General features: G+C 71.6%; 11 protein-coding genes. 3 read left to right on the top strand and 8 right to left on the bottom strand.

Going from position 1 to position 15,323, the window contains the following annotated elements:
- Positions 1–2: 2 nt before the first annotated feature.
- From C8250_RS25895 to C8250_RS25880, 4 genes are all read right to left on the bottom strand, one after another.
- On the bottom strand, positions 3–1,961 hold the full coding sequence (locus tag C8250_RS25895) for a protein kinase (protein WP_138352956.1): 1,959 nt from the start codon (positions 1,959–1,961) through the stop codon (positions 3–5).
- Positions 1,962–2,077: 116 nt separating this feature from the next.
- Positions 2,078–3,841 (bottom strand): serine/threonine-protein kinase, encoded by a 1,764-nt coding sequence (locus C8250_RS25890; protein WP_138352955.1) that lies wholly within the window; start codon positions 3,839–3,841, stop codon positions 2,078–2,080.
- Positions 3,842–3,912: 71 nt separating this feature from the next.
- Entirely contained in the window at positions 3,913–5,559 is a 1,647-nt protein-coding gene (locus C8250_RS25885) for a serine/threonine-protein kinase (protein ID WP_138352954.1), read from the bottom strand.
- A gap of 26 nt (positions 5,560–5,585) precedes the next feature.
- Positions 5,586–7,292, bottom strand: coding sequence for a glycerol-3-phosphate dehydrogenase/oxidase (locus C8250_RS25880; protein ID WP_138352953.1), 1,707 nt, complete (start codon positions 7,290–7,292; stop codon positions 5,586–5,588).
- Between the two features lie 221 nt (positions 7,293–7,513).
- Between C8250_RS25880 and C8250_RS25875 the strand changes: the two genes are divergently transcribed.
- Together C8250_RS25875 and C8250_RS25870 are read left to right on the top strand one after the other, a co-directional pair.
- The gene (locus C8250_RS25875; protein WP_138352952.1) at positions 7,514–8,770 is read left to right on the top strand and encodes a nucleotide sugar dehydrogenase; all 1,257 of its coding nucleotides are present in this window, start codon (positions 7,514–7,516) and stop codon (positions 8,768–8,770) included.
- Between the two features lie 137 nt (positions 8,771–8,907).
- On the top strand, positions 8,908–9,474 hold the full coding sequence (locus C8250_RS25870) for a hypothetical protein (protein ID WP_138352951.1): 567 nt from the start codon (positions 8,908–8,910) through the stop codon (positions 9,472–9,474).
- 416 nt (positions 9,475–9,890) lie between these two features.
- Here C8250_RS25870 and C8250_RS25865 read toward each other — a convergent pair whose 3' ends face one another.
- The 4 genes from C8250_RS25865 to C8250_RS25850 all read right to left on the bottom strand — a co-directional run bounded on the left by C8250_RS25865 (position 9,891) and on the right by C8250_RS25850 (position 14,371).
- Complete coding sequence (locus tag C8250_RS25865; protein WP_138352950.1) at positions 9,891–11,012, bottom strand: GuaB3 family IMP dehydrogenase-related protein; 1,122 nt, start codon at positions 11,010–11,012, stop codon at positions 9,891–9,893.
- Positions 11,013–11,116: 104 nt separating this feature from the next.
- Positions 11,117–12,619 carry an IMP dehydrogenase gene (gene guaB / locus C8250_RS25860; protein WP_138352949.1) on the bottom strand — a complete coding sequence of 501 codons (1,503 nt, stop codon included), beginning with the start codon at positions 12,617–12,619 and terminating at the stop codon, positions 11,117–11,119.
- A gap of 113 nt (positions 12,620–12,732) precedes the next feature.
- A complete protein-coding gene (locus C8250_RS25855) occupies positions 12,733–13,362 on the bottom strand; it encodes a sigma-70 family RNA polymerase sigma factor (protein WP_232484674.1) in 630 nt (209 codons plus the stop codon).
- 397 nt (positions 13,363–13,759) lie between these two features.
- The gene (locus tag C8250_RS25850) at positions 13,760–14,371 is read right to left on the bottom strand and encodes a response regulator transcription factor (protein WP_003948568.1); all 612 of its coding nucleotides are present in this window, start codon (positions 14,369–14,371) and stop codon (positions 13,760–13,762) included.
- A 508-nt stretch (positions 14,372–14,879) separates the two neighbouring features.
- Here C8250_RS25850 and C8250_RS25845 point away from each other — a divergent pair.
- Positions 14,880–15,188: a WhiB family transcriptional regulator gene (locus C8250_RS25845; protein ID WP_138352947.1), complete on the top strand. Its 309-nt coding sequence runs from the start codon at positions 14,880–14,882 to the stop codon at positions 15,186–15,188.
- Positions 15,189–15,323 lie beyond the last annotated feature (135 nt).

Raw genomic sequence — 15,323 nt, 5'->3', positions numbered from 1 at the left:
GTTCAGCCCGCCGGGCGGTACGTCTCGGCGGCCTTGTCGAAGATCCGCTGGACGTCGGCCCGCTGGTCGTCCGGGCCGATCACCAGGACCAGGTGGTACTTGCCGTCCTGGAGCAGCGCGAGATTGCGGGCGTAGACCTGGTGGCCGCTGCCGTCGCGCCAGCTGTACTCGCCCTCCGCCGCGGGCGATCCGCCCACGTCGAGCGTCCGGAGCGCGCCGGCCGAGGCCCATTGCGAGGCGCGGAACGGGGCCAGTTCGGGTTCGTTCGACTGGTACGCCATCGGGTCGCTGCCCGCGTCGGACGCCGCGTCGCGGCCGGGGACCACGATCAGCTGGAAGTCACCGCCGGTGTACCGGATCTGGTCCTGGGCGTTCTTGCCCTGCCGCTGCCAGCCGGTGTGCACGGCGACCGTGAAGCCCGCGTCGTCCGTGCGCAGCACGAAGTCGCCGCCGAGATCGGTGGCCGGCGGGGCGCTCGTCGCCGGGGGCCGGGTGCTGGGCGGCGGCTTCGCGGACGTCGGTGCGGTGGTCGGCGCCTTGCTGCCGGTCTTGCCGTCCGAGCCGGAGCCCGGCATCTGCGCCGGGACGGTCCGGGTCGTCGCACCGGCCTGGCTGCCGTCGTCGGTGGTGTTGTGCGGCATCATCACCAGCGCGTACGCCACCACCGCGACCAGCAGGAGCAGCACGAGGATGAGCAGCCGCGCGCCCAGGCTGCGCGGGGCCCGCTCCTTCGACGTCTTCTGCTGCGGCCCCTTCGTCCGGGTCGGCTGCGCCTGGTTCACCTGCCGGGCGGACCGCTCCTGCTTCGCCCGCGCATGGCGCCGGTGGGTCGTCCCGGACAGCCCCTCGGCGGAGGCGGCCGCGGCCGCCGCGGACCTGCGGCGGCGGACCAGCTCGCCCCGGCGCCGGACGATCGGCAGCTTGCGGGGATCCGTCGGGACCGGCACCGTCCGCAGGCCCAGGTCGGGTTCGGGCGCGGACCGGATCAAGGAGCGCAGCCAGCCCTCCAGTTCGTCGAAGTCCGGGCGCTCCTCGGGATCGGGGCGCAACAGCGACTCGACGATGGGCCGCAGCGGTCCGCTCTCCTCGGCGAAGGCGGGCGGTTCCGCGCAGACCAGCTGGACGAGCTCCGGGGTGCTCTCCTCGGGGAACGGCGGGTGGCCCTGGACGCTGCGGAAGAGCAGCGAGCCCAGCGCCCACAGGTCGGCCGCGGGGCCGACGGGCGGCGCCAGCTGCCAGTTCTCATGGACGGGGGTGGCCTGTTCCGGTGCCCAGCGCTCGGTGACCGGGCCGACGACGGTGATGCGGGCCTGCCGGGCCCGCTCCTGCTCCAGCGCGGAGTCGGGTCCGCCCCAGCCGGCGCCGTTCCCGCCGGCCATCACCTCGGCCGGGACCGGGTCGTAGCCGCAGAGCGCCTCCTGCGCGGCACCGGCCGCCAGGCCGGACAGCATGGCGCGGCCGTCGTCGCAGACCAGGACGGTGCTGGCGGTGACGTTGCGGTGGGTCCAGCCGTAGGCGTGCAGGACGCGCAGCGCCACCAGCACGTCCGAGGCGACCTCGGCGGCGCGGTAGTGGCCGAGCCGCTTGTCGACGAGTAACGACGCGAGCGGCCGGGCGTTGACGAGCTCGCTGGCGATCCAGAGGCTGCCGTCCTCGACGAAGATGTCGAAGACCTGCACCAGGCGCGGGTGATCGGGTATCGCGGCGGCGGCCCGCGCGGCGTCCAGCGCGCGCTGCGCGCTGTCGCTCGTGCGGTCCTGGCCGTGGCCCGGCTGGTCACCGTACGGCCCCGGCCCCATCAGTTCCGCGCTGACGATCTCCGGCAGCAGCACCTGGCGGACCAGGACCTCCTGGCCGCTGTACGTGTCGAAGGCGCGCGTTTCGACCAGTTCGTACTCGTCCGCGGGTGGCCGGGGCAGGCGGTAGCGGTCGGCGAGTACGCGACCCGCGTATTCGTCCACGACGCCTCCCCAAAAGCGTCAGATCCGGTCCGGTCCGGATGGAATCTGGCTGCGGACAGTCCGCGAGCTTTCACGATACGTGCCGGAGGCATGCCCCGTGACCCGCTCTGCGCAGATCAGTTGGACGGCTTGAAGGTGGCGAAGAACGTCTGGCGCATCTGCACGATGGCGGGGGTGTCCCACTGGTCGGCGGGCGCGGAGAACATGATGGCGAAGCCCTGGTGATCGTTGACGACGAACCCGCGGTTCAGGACCCGGCCCTTGAGGCCGCCCTTCTCGGTCCGCAGGAAGTCCCAGTCGGCGGCGCTGGGGTAGCCGTTGAAGGCGACGTTGCCGATCGACACCCGGTGGTAGCCGCTGCTGGCGGAAGCCACCGCGGACTCGTGCGCGAACCAGTCGGCCGCCGCGTTGTTGCCCGGCTCGTCGGTGAAGTCGATCTGCACGCGCGGGAAACCGCCGTCGGCGCTGAATATGAAGCTGTCGGCGCCCGCGCTGCCGGTCTTCTTCCAGCCCGCGGGCAGCGCGATGGAGAAGTGGCCCGCGGTCACGACGTTGTAGCCGGCCGGCACCTTGTTGTCCGTGCCCGCCGGCGGGTTCGCGCCGCCCGTGCCCGCGGTGGTACCCGCGCTCGTGCCGGCCGTGGTGCCCGCGCTCGTCGCCGCGCCCGGGTTGGTCGACGGCTGCTGTCCGGTGCCGCCGGTGCTCCCCTTCGGGGTGGTCGGCGCCGTCTTGCCGTCGCCCGTCTTGCCCGGGGCGGAGGACGCGGAACCCGGCTTGGAGTCGGGCGCGTTGTCGCCGTCCCCGCCGTTGGCCAGTGCGAAGCCGATCGCGGTGCCGATGACGGCGAGGGCGACGGCGACGAGGGCGATGAGCAGCACCCGGCGCGGTACGACGTCGGTGATCGGCGCGCGCGGCGCCTTCGGCTTGGTGCCGGGCTCCCCCGGCTCGGCCGCCGGTCTCGGCTTCGCTGCCTTCGCCGCCTTCGCCGCCTTTGTCGCCTTGGCTGCGGTGGCGGTACCGGCGGCCGTGGCGGCGCCGCGCACCGAGCGCAGCGCGTTGGCGACGCGGGTGAGCAGGGTGCGGACGCCCGCGTCGTCCAGGCGCTCCGCCGGGTCCTTGATGAGCAGGCCGTGGATGGCGTCCGCGAGCGCGCCCGCGTTCTCCATGGGGCCGACCGGCTCGGTCATGACGGCGGTCAGGGTGGCGATGGCCGAGCCCTTGTCGTAGGGCGGGCGGCCCTCGACCGATGCGTAGAGCAGGGCGCCGAGCGACCACAGGTCCGCCGGCGGGCCCGGCTTCTGGCCGCGGGCGCGCTCCGGCGAGATGTACGAGGGGGCGCCGACGAGCATGCCGGTCGAGGTGACGGAGGGGTCGCCGTCGATCTGCGCGATGCCGAAGTCGCTGAGCACCACGCGGCCGTCGTCGGCGATGAGGACGTTGGACGGCTTGACGTCGCGGTGGAGGATGCCCTCCTTGTGCGCGGCCTTCAGCACGTCGAGCACGACCAGGGCCACCTCGGCGGCGCGCTTGGGCGTCAGCGGGCCGTCCTCACGGATGGCGTCGGACAGCGAGCGGCCCTCGACCAGTTCCATGACGATCCACGGCCGGTCGTCCTCCTCGACGACATCGAACACGGTGACCGCGCCGGTGCCGCGGATCCGCGCGGTGGCCTTGGCCTCGCGCAGGGTCCGGGTGACCAGCCGGCGCTTCTCGTCCTCGTCGACATTTCCGGGGAAGCGCAACTCCTTGACGGCGACGGTCCGGCCGAGGGTTTCGTCCTCCGCGCGCCAGACCGTTCCCATGCCGCCCTTGCCGAGGACCTCGCCGAGCCGGTACCGGTCGGCGAGGAGACGTCCGTCGGTGCCTTGCGCCTGGCCCATGAATTCCCCTGCGGTCACTGGTGATGTGGGTCCCATCATCGCCGACCGGAGGCCTCGGAAGCGAACCCGGCTTACTGCGCGGACGGCCGGAAACCGGCCACGGCGTTGTCGAACACCGGCTTGTACTCGTCCCATTGGGACTTGGGAGCGGAAAGGTAGATGGCGAACTCGCGTTCGCCTTCCTTGCCGAATCCCAGATCTATGGCCCGATAGTCGCGTTTACTGCCTTTGAACGTGAACTGCCAAATGGCGGCGTTCTGTCCGAATACGGTCGTCGGCTGCATGCGCTCCTGGTGATAGCCGGCCAGGGTGTCGCGCACCTTGGTCTCCAGGGACTTGAAGTGCGCGAGGTGGTCGGGACCGGCGTAGTCCAGGACGCTGAACTTGAGCCCCACGAGCCCGGTGGGATCGATGTAGTTGACCTCACCGTCCGCCACCGAGCGCCGCCAGCCCTTCGGCACCGGCACGGTGAAGCCCTTGGCGGCCTCGGTGGCCAGCCGGTAGTTCTTCGGGAGCGGCGGCGGCTCCGCGGTCGTGGACGTCGAGGGGCTGGGCGTCGTGGTCACCGGCGGCGCGGTGTGCTTCTTGGACGCGGTGGGACTGCCGCCGTCGTCCCGGAAGTACGCGAAGGCCGCGGTCCCGCCGCCCGCGACGGCGGCGGCGGTGAGCGCCGCGACGACCCACCGGGCCCGGCGCCGCGGCCGGGGAGCGGCGGTTGGCGTGCCACCGGGGCCGGCCGTGGAGGCGTCGGGGACCGGCTCGGCGCCGTGGCCGACCGTCACCTGGGCGGTGGGGCGGGCGGGTTCGGCCGGCCGGGCGGATCCGGACCCGGCGGGCGGGACGGTGGTCGACGCGGTTCCGCCGCGCTCGAAGCGCGTGGTGTCCGCCTCGGCCGCCGGCAGCCGCAGCAGCCGTTCGGCCTCCTCCGCCGACATCCGCTCGCGCGGATCCTTGGCGAGCAGCCCGGCGATGACGTGTTCCAGCGGCCCTGCGTTGGCGGCGGGCAGCACCGGGTCCTCGGAGATGGCGTACGCGGTCTCGATCGCGGTGTCCCGGCGGAACGGCGAGTTCCCCTCCACCGCCTGATAGAGCGTCGCACCCAGCGCCCACAGGTCGGCCTCCGGGCCGGGCGACTGGCCCTTGATGCGTTCCGGCGACAGGAAGTCGATGGAGCCGATCAGCTCGCCGGTGCGGGTGAGCGTCGAGGTGCCGGACGCCTGGGCGATGCCGAAGTCGGTCAGCACCACCCGGCCGTCCCCGCCGAGCAGGACGTTGCCCGGCTTCACGTCGCGGTGCAGCACCCCGGCGCGGTGCGCGGCCCGCAGTGCGGCGACCATGCCGCGGCCGATCCGCGCGGCCTCCACGGGCGGCAGCGCGCCGTGCTTCTTCAGCGCTTCGCCCAGCGTCATGGACGGTACGTACTCCATGACGATGGACGGCAGGCCCTCGTCGTCCACCACGTCGTGCACGACGATGACGTTCGGGTGGCTGATCCGGGCGGCGGCGCGGGCCTCCCGGCGGGTGCGCTCGAAGATGGTGGCCAGTTCGTCCTCGTGCAGATGGGGCTGCGGGGGGTGCAGCTTCTTGACCGCGACCTGGCGGCCGAGCAGTTCGTCCTCCGCGCGCCACACCGTGCCCATGCCCCCGCGGCCTATCCGCTCCACGAGCCGGTACCGGCCGGCGACGAGTCGCCCCGCCTCCGCGTGATCAGACACCATGCGCCCCTCTGCTCCCCCGTTGGTCCCTAGAGAGGCACGATATCCGGCGCGCCCAGCCGTGCCGCGTCCGCGGTCGTGTCGTCGGGCTGCCGCTGCGACTCGCGCTCCGCCTCGACGCGCTTCTGGTAGTGCTCGACCTCCTTCTCGATCTGCTCCTTGTCCCAGCCCAGGACGGGCGCCATGAGCTCGGCGGCCTCGCGCGCGCTGAGGGTGCCGCGGTCGAACGTCTCGATCGAGATACGGGTTCTGCGGGTCAGCACGTCGTCGAGGTGCCGGGCGCTCTCGTGCGACGCCGCGTACACGATCTCGGCCCGCAGATAGTCCTCGGCGGCGGGCAGCGCGTCGCCCAGCGACGGATCCTCCACGATGAGCTGCAGGACCTCCTCGGCGAGCGCGCCGTACCGGTTGAGCAGGTGCTCGATCCGGGCGACGTGCAGCCCCGTACGGGCCGCGAGCCGGGCCCGGGCGTTCCACAGCGCGTGGTAGCCCTCGGCGCCGACCAGCGGCACCTCCTCGGTGATGCACTCCGCGACCCGGTGGTCGAGCCCGTGGACGGCCTCGTCCACCGCGTCCTTCGCCATCACCCGGTACGTCGTGTACTTGCCGCCCGCGACGACGACCAGCCCCGGCAGCGGGTGCGCCACGGTGTGCTCGCGTGAGAGCTTGCTCGTCGCGTCCGACTCACCGGCCAGCAGCGGCCGCAGCCCGGCGTACACACCCTGGACGTCGTCCCTGGTCAGCGGGACGGAGAGCACCGAGTTGACGTGTTCGAGCAGATAGTCGATATCGGCGCTGGACGCGGCCGGGTGCGCCTTGTCGAGGTCCCAGTCGGTGTCGGTGGTGCCGATGATCCAGTGCCGTCCCCACGGAATCACGAAGAGCACGCTCTTCTCGGTCCGCAGGATCAGCCCGGACGAGGAGTGGATGCGGTCCTTCGGCACGACCAGGTGGATCCCCTTGGACGCCCTGACGTGGAACTGTCCGCGCTCGCCGATCAGCGCCTGGGTGTCGTCCGTCCAGACCCCGGTCGCGTTCACGACCTGCTTGGCCCGCACCTGGTACTCGCGGCCGCCCTCCACGTCCTGCACCCGGGCGCCGACCACGCGTTCGCCCTCCCGCAGGAAGCCGACCACCCGCGCCCGGTTGGCGACCTGGGCGCCGTACGCCGAGGCGGTCCTGACCAGCGTCGTGACATAGCGCGCGTCGTCCATCTGGGCGTCGTAGTACTGCAACGCGCCGACCAGGGCGTCCTTCTTGAGGGCGGGGGCGACCCGCAGCGCGTGCTTACGTGTCAGATGGCGGTGCACGGGCAGCCCGCGGCCGTGGCCCGACGAGAACGACATGGCGTCGTACAGGGCGACGCCCGAGCCGGCGTAGAACCGCTCCCAGCCCTTGTGCTGCAGCGGGTACAGGAACGGCACCGGCTTCACCAGGTGCGGTGCGAGCCGCTCCAGCAGCAGGCCGCGCTCCTTGAGCGCCTCACGCACCAGGGCGAAGTCGAGCATCTCCAGATAGCGCAGACCGCCGTGGATCAGCTTGCTGGAGCGGCTGGAGGTGCCGGACGCCCAGTCCCGCGCCTCGACCAGGCCGGTCGACAGCCCGCGGGTCGCCGCGTCGAGCGCCGTACCGGCCCCGACGACGCCGCCGCCCACGACCAGGATGTCGAGCTCCTCGTCCGCCATCCGGGCGAGTGCCGCCTCGCGCTCGGCCGGGCCCAGTGTTGTCGTCCGCATTCGTGCCTCCTGTTGTGGAGCAGGTGCGTGCGCCCCGTCACTCGATAGTGACCGCCACAGGGGCCGACAGCCACCTTTGCACGCCCGGGCGCCCCCGGACCGGCGCCGGATCCGTGGACGAGTACCCCGCAGTACCGGCGCGCCGTGCGGTCATATCAGCCTTATGTCTGGTTAGCCTGTTTTGAAGCCATTCGTGGCTGCTAGGGAGAGGACTGACCCCCATGCCCGCAGACCTCGCCGTCATCGGACTCGGCCGCGCCGGGATCCTCCTCGCCCAAGCGGCAGCCGCCGCCGGAATCGGCGTCATCGGATACGACGCCGACGAGAACACCGCCGCGGACATCAACGCCGGCCGCGTACCGGCCGGCTCCCTCGCCGCCGCCGACATCCGCCGGATGCTCGCCACCGGATTCCGCGCCACCTCCGACCCCTCCGTGCTCGGCCGGGTCAGGACCGCCGTGATCTGCGCCCCGACCCCGCTCGGCGCCGACCGCGCCCTCGACCTCAGCGCCGTGGCGGCCGCCGCACGGGCGCTCGCCACGCATCTGCGGGCGCACACCACCGTGGTGCTCGAATCCACCGCCTACCCCGGCACCACCGAGGAATTCCTCCTCCCGATCCTGGAGGAGTCCGGCCTGCGGGCCGGCCGCGACTTCCATCTCGCCTACTCCCCCAGCCGCGTCGACCCCGGCAGCCGCGACCACCACATCCCCAACACCCCCAAGGTCATCGGCGGTTACACCTCCGCCTGCACCGAGGCCGCCGCCGCGTTCTACGGGCGCTTCGTCGAACGCGTCGTCCGCGCCCGCGGGCTGCGCGAGGCCGAGACCGTCAAGCTGCTGGAGACCAACTACCGGCACGTCAACATCGCCTTCGCCAACGAGATGGCGGTCTTCTGCCACGACGTCGGCGTCGACCTGTGGGACGTCATCCGCTGCGCCGAGACCAAGCCGTTCGGCTTCCAGGCCTTCCGCCCCGGCCCCGGCGTCGGCGGACCGGGCGTCGCCCTCGACCCCAACTACGTCGCCACCCGGGCCCGCACCCCCGGCTACCCGCTGCGCATCGTCGAACTGGCCCAGGAGGTCAACGGGCGGATGCCGCGCTACGTCGTCCAGCGCGCGGCCGCCCTGCTGAACGAGCACGGCAAGTCACTGCGCGGCGCCCGCGTCCTGCTGCTCGGCGTCACGTACAAGGCCGATCTGGCCGACCAGGAGAACGCCCCCGCCCGCGAGATCGGCTCCCGCCTCATCGAACTGGGCGCCCAGATCTGCTACCACGACCCGTACGTCCCCGAATGGCGCGTCCTGGACCGCCCCATCCCCCGCGCCGACTCCCTCTGGGAAGCCGCCGCCGACGCCGATCTGACCCTCCTGCTGCAGCATCACCGCACCTACGATCTCCAAGGCCTCGCCGTCAAGGCCCAGTTGCTCCTCGACACCCGCGGCGCCACCCCGGTAGGAGCCGCGGCCCGCTTGTAGCGGACCGGTAGCGGTCGCGTAACGGCCCGCTGAAACGTCTTGTCGCACTGTCATATCCGGCTGCTAGCCTTCGGGGCCATTGTTCGCACGCCACACTTCTGTGCGATGCAAACCTTCCATCCCCGGGGGACCCCACCATGAGCCAGTCGTACCCACCGCCGCAGCCGCCGCAGGGCGGCAACCCCTACGGCCAGCAGCCGGGCGTCGTCCCGCCGCAGGGCGGCAACCCGTTCGGCCAGCAGCCGCAGCAGCCGGGCGGCTTCGGCGGCTACCCGCCGCCCGCCCCGCTGCCGCCGGCCACCAACAACGTGGGCCTCGGCATCCTCGTCGGCATCCTCGCGATGATCGTCGGCGCCCTGGCGTACGGCGGGCTCATCAAGGTGACCGAGCACGAGATCGGCTACGCGGCCCTGGGTGTCGGCGCGCTGGTCGGTGCCGCACTCGGCAAGGTCGGCGGCCGCAACCCGGTCCTGCCGGTCATCGGCATCCCGCTCGCCCTGCTCGGCGTCTACCTCGGCCAGGTCTTCGGCATCACCCTGCTGCTCGCCGACTCCCCGGGCGCCCCCGGCGTCATGACGATCCTCACGGATCACTACGACATCGTGCAGCAGGCCTGGAAGGAGTCCCTCGGCGGCATGGACATCCTGTTCTTCGGCATCGCCGGCCTCGAGGGCTTCGTCATCGCCAAGCGCGTAGCGAGCTGACGCAGCCCGCAGCAGCAGATGTGACGCAAGGGGGCCGGGACCGTCCCCCCTCACCCTCCCGCACAGGATGTGGTGACGTGAGGGGGCCGGGACCGTCCCCCTCCCCTCCCGCACAGGCACGCTTGGACGTGAGGGGGACGGGGCCGCAGGGGTGGGGTTTCGAAATGCTGCCGAGCTATTTGAGGGCCGCCAGGCCCTAAATAGTCGATTTCGAAGCCCCACCCCGGAGGCCCCGTCCCCCGACCGCACCACAAACGCAAAGGGGCCCGGACCGCTGCACCACAGCGATCCGGGCCCCTTCACGTCACAACGTCAGCGCGTCACAACGTCAGCGCGTCAGCGCGTCAGCGCGTCAGCGCGTCAGCGCGTCAGCGCGTCAGCGCGTCAGCGCGTCAGCGCGTCAGCGCGTCAGCGCGTCAGCGACGATGCGCAGGCGACACCGTCACCTCGACCCGCTGGAACTCCTTCAGGTCCGAGTAACCCGTCGTGGCCATCGAACGGCGCAGCGCCCCGAAGAAGTTCATCGACCCGTTCGGCGCGTGCGACGGACCGAGCAGGATCTCCTCGGTGGTGCCGGCGGTGCCGAGGTTCATGCGCTTGCCGCGCGGCAGCTCCGGGTTGACCGCCTCCATGCCCCAGTGGAAGCCGCGCCCCGGCGCGTCCGTGGCGCGGGCCAGCGGGGAGCCCATCATCACGGCGTCGGCGCCGCAGGCGACCGCCTTCGGCAGGTCGCCGCTGGAGCCGAAGCCGCCGTCCGCGATGACGTGCACGTACCGGCCGCCGGACTCGTCCATGTAGTCGCGGCGGGCGGCCGCGACATCGGCGACCGCGGTCGCCATCGGCACCTGGATGCCGAGCACGGCGCGCGTGGTGTGCGCGGCGCCGCCGCCGAAGCCGACCAGCACACCGGCGGCGCCGGTCCGCATCAGGTGCAGCGCCGCGGTGTACGTGGCGCAGCCGCCGACGATGACCGGCACGTCCAGCTCGTAGATGAACTGCTTCAGGTTGAGCGGCTCGTGCGAGCCCGAGACATGCTCGGCCGACACGGTGGTGCCGCGGATCACGAAGATGTCCACGCCCGCGTCCACGACGGCCTTGGAGAACTGCGCGGTGCGCTGCGGGGAGAGCGCGGCGGCGGTCACGACACCGGCGTCACGCACCTCCTTGATGCGCTGCCCGATCAGCTCTTCCCGGATCGGCGCCGAGTAGATCTCCTGGAGGCGGGCGGTCGCGGCCGTCTCGTCCAGTTCGGCGATCTCGGCGAGCAGCGGCTCCGGGTCGTCGTACCGGGTCCACAGACCCTCGAGGTTGAGCACGCCCAGGCCGCCCAGGTTTCCGATGCGGATCGCGGTCTCGGGCGAGACCACGGAGTCCATCGGGGCGGCGAGGAAGGGGAGCTCGAAGCGGTAGGCGTCGATCTGCCAGGCGATCGAGACCTCCTTCGGGTCCCGGGTGCGGCGGCTGGGGACGACGGCGATGTCGTCGAATGCGTACGCCCTGCGGCCGCGCTTGCCCCGCCCGATCTCGATCTCAGTCACTGTTGGCCCTTCTTCGCTGGTCTACCCGCCCAGTATCCCCGAGCGGGCAAGCGGAAGCCCGCAGACCATCGGTCTGCGGGCTTCCGCTGACGTTCTCCCGCAGGTCAGCGCCCGTGATAGTTCGGCGCCTCGACGGTCATCTGGATGTCGTGCGGGTGGGACTCCTTGAGGCCGGCGGAGGTGATCCGCACGAAGCGCCCCTTGGTCGCCATCTCGTCGATGCTGGCGGCGCCCACGTAGCCCATGGTCTGGCGCAGACCGCCGACCAGCTGGTGCAGCACCGCGGAGAGCGGGCCGCGGTACGGGACCTGGCCCTCGATGCCCTCGGGGACCAGCTTGTCGTCCGAGGAGACCTCGGCCTGGAAGTAGCGGTCCTTGGAGTACGACATGCCCTGGCCGCGGGACTGCATCGCGCCGAGCGAACCCATGCCGCGGTACGACTTGAACTGCTTGCCGTTGATGAAGAGCAGCTCGCCGGGGCTCTCCTCACAGCCGGCCAGCAGGCTGCCGAGCATCACGGTGTCGGCGCCGGCCGCGAGGGCCTTGCCGATGTCGCCGGAGTACTGCAGGCCGCCGTCGCCGATGACCGGGACGCCCGCGGCCTGGCAGGCCACCGCCGCCTCGTAGATCGCGGTGACCTGCGGGACGCCGATGCCGGCGACCACGCGGGTGGTGCAGATGGAGCCGGGGCCGACGCCGACCTTGACGCCGTCGGCGCCCGCGTCGATCAGGGCCTGGGCACCGTCACGGGTGGCGATGTTGCCGCCGATGACATCCACCGAGACGCTCGACTTGATCTTGGAGATCCAGCTCAGCGCGTTGCTGTTGTGCCCGTGCGAGGTGTCCACGATCAGGAAGTCCACACCGGCCGCGACCAGGCCCTGGGCGCGCTCCAGCGCCTCCGGGCTGGCGCCGACGGCCGCGCCGACCAGCAGCCGGCCCTCGGCGTCCTTGGCGGCGAGCGGGTACTTCTCGGCCTTGACGAAGTCCTTGACGGTGATCAGGCCCTTGAGCCGGCCCTCGTCGTCGACCAGCGGAAGCTTCTCGATCTTGTGGCGGCGCAGCAGGCCGATCGCGTCCACGCCGGAGATGCCGACCTTGCCGGTGACCAGCGGCATCGGCGTCATGACCTCGCGCACCTGGCGCGAGCGGTCGCTCTCGAAGGCCATGTCTCGGTTGGTGACGATGCCGAGCAGCTTGCCCGCGGCGTCGGTGACCGGGACACCGCTGATGCGGAACTTGGCACAGAGCGCGTCCGCCTCGGCGAGCGTCGCGTCCGGGTGCACGGTGATCGGGTCGGTGACCATGCCGGACTCGGAGCGCTTCACGAGGTCGACCTGGTTGACCTGGTCCTCGATGGACAGGTTGCGGTGCAGCACGCCCACGCCGCCCTGCCGCGCCATGGCGATGGCCATCCGCGCCTCGGTGACCTTGTCCATGGCGGCGGACAGCAGCGGGATGTTGACCCGGACGTTGCGGGAGATCCGGGAGGCGGTGTCGACCTGGTTCGGGAGCACCTCGGAGGCGCCCGGCAGCAGCAGCACGTCGTCGTACGTGAGGCCGAGCATCGCGAATTTCTCGGGTACCCCTGCGGCGTTCAGAGTCATGACACCTTCCCAATGGTCTTGCCCGGCGAGTTGTTCAATGCTAGTGGACTCCGCGGGCATTCCCGGCGCCGAAGCCGGGACCCCGGGGAGCACCACCGGCGCTGGGACAGGTCCTACGCGCTGAGACCTCGGGGATCGCCGCCGGTCGACGCCTCCGCGGACTCCTCCGCGATGGCGCGCAGCCTGCTGAGGGCACGGTGCTGGGCGACCCGGACGGCTCCGGGCGACATCCCCAGCACCTGCCCGGTCTCCTCGGCGCTGAGGCCGACCGCGACCCGCAGCAGCACCAGTTCCCGCTGGTGCTCGGGAAGGTTGGCGAGCAGCTTCTTGGCCCAGGCCGCGTCGCTGCTGAGCAGTGCGCGCTCCTCGGGGCCGAGCGAGTCGTCCGGCTTCTCCGGCATCTCGTCGGAGGGCACGGCGGTGCTGCCCGGGCCGCGCATGGCGGCCCGCTGCAGATCCGCGACCTTGTGGGCGGCGATGGCGAAGACGAATGCCTCGAACGGCCGCCCCTGGTCGCGATAGCGCGGCAGCGCGCACAGCACGGCGAGGCAGACCTCCTGGGCGAGGTCGTCCACGAAGTGACGAGCATCACCGGGCAACCGGGACAAACGGCCGCGGCAATACCGCTCGGCCAGCGGGTGCACCAGGGCCAGCAGATCATGGGTCGCCTGCTCGTCACCATCGACCGCACGGCGGACGAGGGCGCCGAAGGCTGCGTTGTCGCCGTTGGCCTCGTCTCGCATCGGTCCATGGTGCATGGCCGCAGGACGTTCTGCCGCATCGCGTGAGTCCTTGTGCACCGAAGCGTTATGCGCGGGGGCGTCGGCCGCCTTCACGGCGTCCCCCCGCTGCCCCGCCCGCCGATCCCCGAGGAAGTCCATACGTCAAGCATGCGTCCTCGCTCGGGAAACCGGTACGAGCGGGGCGGCTCCACCCGTAAGCCCACCGCCCATGGCCCTGGTTCCTAGGCCGGGTCTGACAAATAGCGGCGTCCGCCCGAAGGGCGGGGCCCGGGGCGTCTGGTGCGTGCGATCGCAAGGCGGAGGGTCGTCCTCGTACCGGGGTACGTGGATGAGCCCGACAACGCAGCGAGCGTGCGTACCAGGCGTCCCGGGCCAGGCGGGATTTGTCAGACACGGCCTAGCGGACCAGGCCCCAGCGGAACCCGAGCGCCACGGCGTGGGCCCGGTCCGACGCACCGAGTTTCTTGAACAGCCGCCGGGCGTGCGTCTTGACGGTGTCCTCGGAGAGGAACAGCTCGCGGCCGATCTCGGCGTTGGACCGTCCATGGCTCATGCCCTCGAGCACCTGGATCTCGCGCGCGGTCAGGGTCGGCGCGGCGCCCATCTCGGCGGAGCGCAGCCGGCGCGGGGCCAGCCGCCAGGTCGGGTCGGCGAGCGCCTGGGTGACGGTGGCCCGCAGTTCGGCGCGCGAGGCGTCCTTGTGCAGGTACCCCCGGGCACCGGCCGCGACGGCGAGCGCCACGCCGTCCAGGTCCTCGGCGACGGTGAGCATGATGATGCGGGCGCCCGGGTCCGCCGAGAGCAGCCGGCGCACGGTCTCGACACCGCCGAGGCCGGGCATCCGGACATCCATGAGAATGAGGTCCGAGCGGTCGGCGCCCCAGCGGCGGAGGACTTCCTCGCCGTTGGCCGCGGTCGTTACACGCTCGACGCCGGGCACGGTCGCGACCGCGCGGCGCAGGGCCTCTCGGGCGAGCGGGGAGTCGTCACAGACGAGGACGGAAGTCATGCCCGCCCTCCGCAGCTGAACCGCGTCACGTTGAGCCTCCAGGCTGTACGAAACTTCACCGTTGGGGCTGACGGCGTCGGGCACCTGCCCGAATCGTTCGTCCGCCAACCACTTCCGCACTCTCAACGACCCTCACTCGAAAGAGTTACGGAGTTTGGCTGCCGTAGCCAGCACTCTACGTGAGGGAACGAATACGGATCAGCCGCATCGCAGGTCCAGAGGGCGCACTGGGATCGGGCCCGGAAGCACTTCGCGCGCCCACTTGCCGGACATGCATCCCGCCGAACGGGTCTTATGTCGGAGTTTGCACTATTTGGATGCTCTTTGGCGCATTGCACGGTGTTCGCGGCTAAATTTGTGATGAGTCATATTTACATCTACTTAGACAGTAGATGTACGGTCGAGAGCACCTGGAGCGTGTCCAGCCGGCAGCGACCGGACTCGGACGGTCCGGGCAGCGACCGGACAGGACCCTGGCTCCTCAACACACCCTTCGAGGGGATGAGCAATGGCAGACTTCTCCCGCCTTCCGGGCCCGAACGCCGATCTATGGGACTGGCAGCTCGTCGCGGCTTGCCGCGGCGTCGACAGCTCCCTGTTCTTCCACCCAGAAGGCGAGCGCGGCGCCGCCCGAAGCGCCCGCGAGGCCTCCGCCAAGGAGGTCTGCATGCGGTGCCCGGTACGCGCGGAGTGCGCGACGCACGCGCTGGCCGTACGGGAGCCCTACGGAGTGTGGGGCGGGCTGACGGAGGATGAGCGCGAAGAGATGATGGGCCGCTCGCGGCACCGGCTGCTCACCATGCAGCCGACGAACTGAAGAATCGTTTCTTCGACGCGTATGCGCGTCCCGCGCGGGTTCGGCACGTCCCGTGCGCGACGTCGGCGCCTCCGGCGCGCGGCTTCGTCGCCTGTGGCCGGCTTCCGCACTCGTCCGCGCGGCTTCCGCGGTTCT

Source organism: Streptomyces sp. So13.3 (assembly GCF_005860785.2).
In the GTDB taxonomy this organism is placed as follows: domain Bacteria; phylum Actinomycetota; class Actinomycetes; order Streptomycetales; family Streptomycetaceae; genus Actinacidiphila; species Actinacidiphila fildesensis.
This window is presented reverse-complemented; position numbering and strand designations above follow the sequence as displayed.

Excerpts from the sequence above, each read along its gene's own strand:
- C8250_RS25890 (WP_138352955.1), bottom strand. The coding sequence starts at position 3,841 with ATGGGCCAGGCGCAAGGCACCGACGGACGTCTCCTCGCCGACCGGTAC.
- C8250_RS25885 (WP_138352954.1), bottom strand. The coding sequence starts at position 5,559 with ATGGTGTCTGATCACGCGGAGGCGGGGCGACTCGTCGCCGGCCGGTAC.
- C8250_RS25880 (WP_138352953.1), bottom strand. The coding sequence starts at position 7,292 with ATGCGGACGACAACACTGGGCCCGGCCGAGCGCGAGGCGGCACTCGCC.
- C8250_RS25875 (WP_138352952.1), top strand. The coding sequence starts at position 7,514 with ATGCCCGCAGACCTCGCCGTCATCGGACTCGGCCGCGCCGGGATCCTC.
- C8250_RS25870 (WP_138352951.1), top strand. The coding sequence starts at position 8,908 with ATGAGCCAGTCGTACCCACCGCCGCAGCCGCCGCAGGGCGGCAACCCC.
- guaB (WP_138352949.1), bottom strand. The coding sequence starts at position 12,619 with ATGACTCTGAACGCCGCAGGGGTACCCGAGAAATTCGCGATGCTCGGC.
- C8250_RS25855 (WP_232484674.1), bottom strand. The coding sequence starts at position 13,362 with ATGCGAGACGAGGCCAACGGCGACAACGCAGCCTTCGGCGCCCTCGTC.
- C8250_RS25850 (WP_003948568.1), bottom strand. The coding sequence starts at position 14,371 with ATGACTTCCGTCCTCGTCTGTGACGACTCCCCGCTCGCCCGAGAGGCC.
- C8250_RS25845 (WP_138352947.1), top strand. The coding sequence starts at position 14,880 with ATGGCAGACTTCTCCCGCCTTCCGGGCCCGAACGCCGATCTATGGGAC.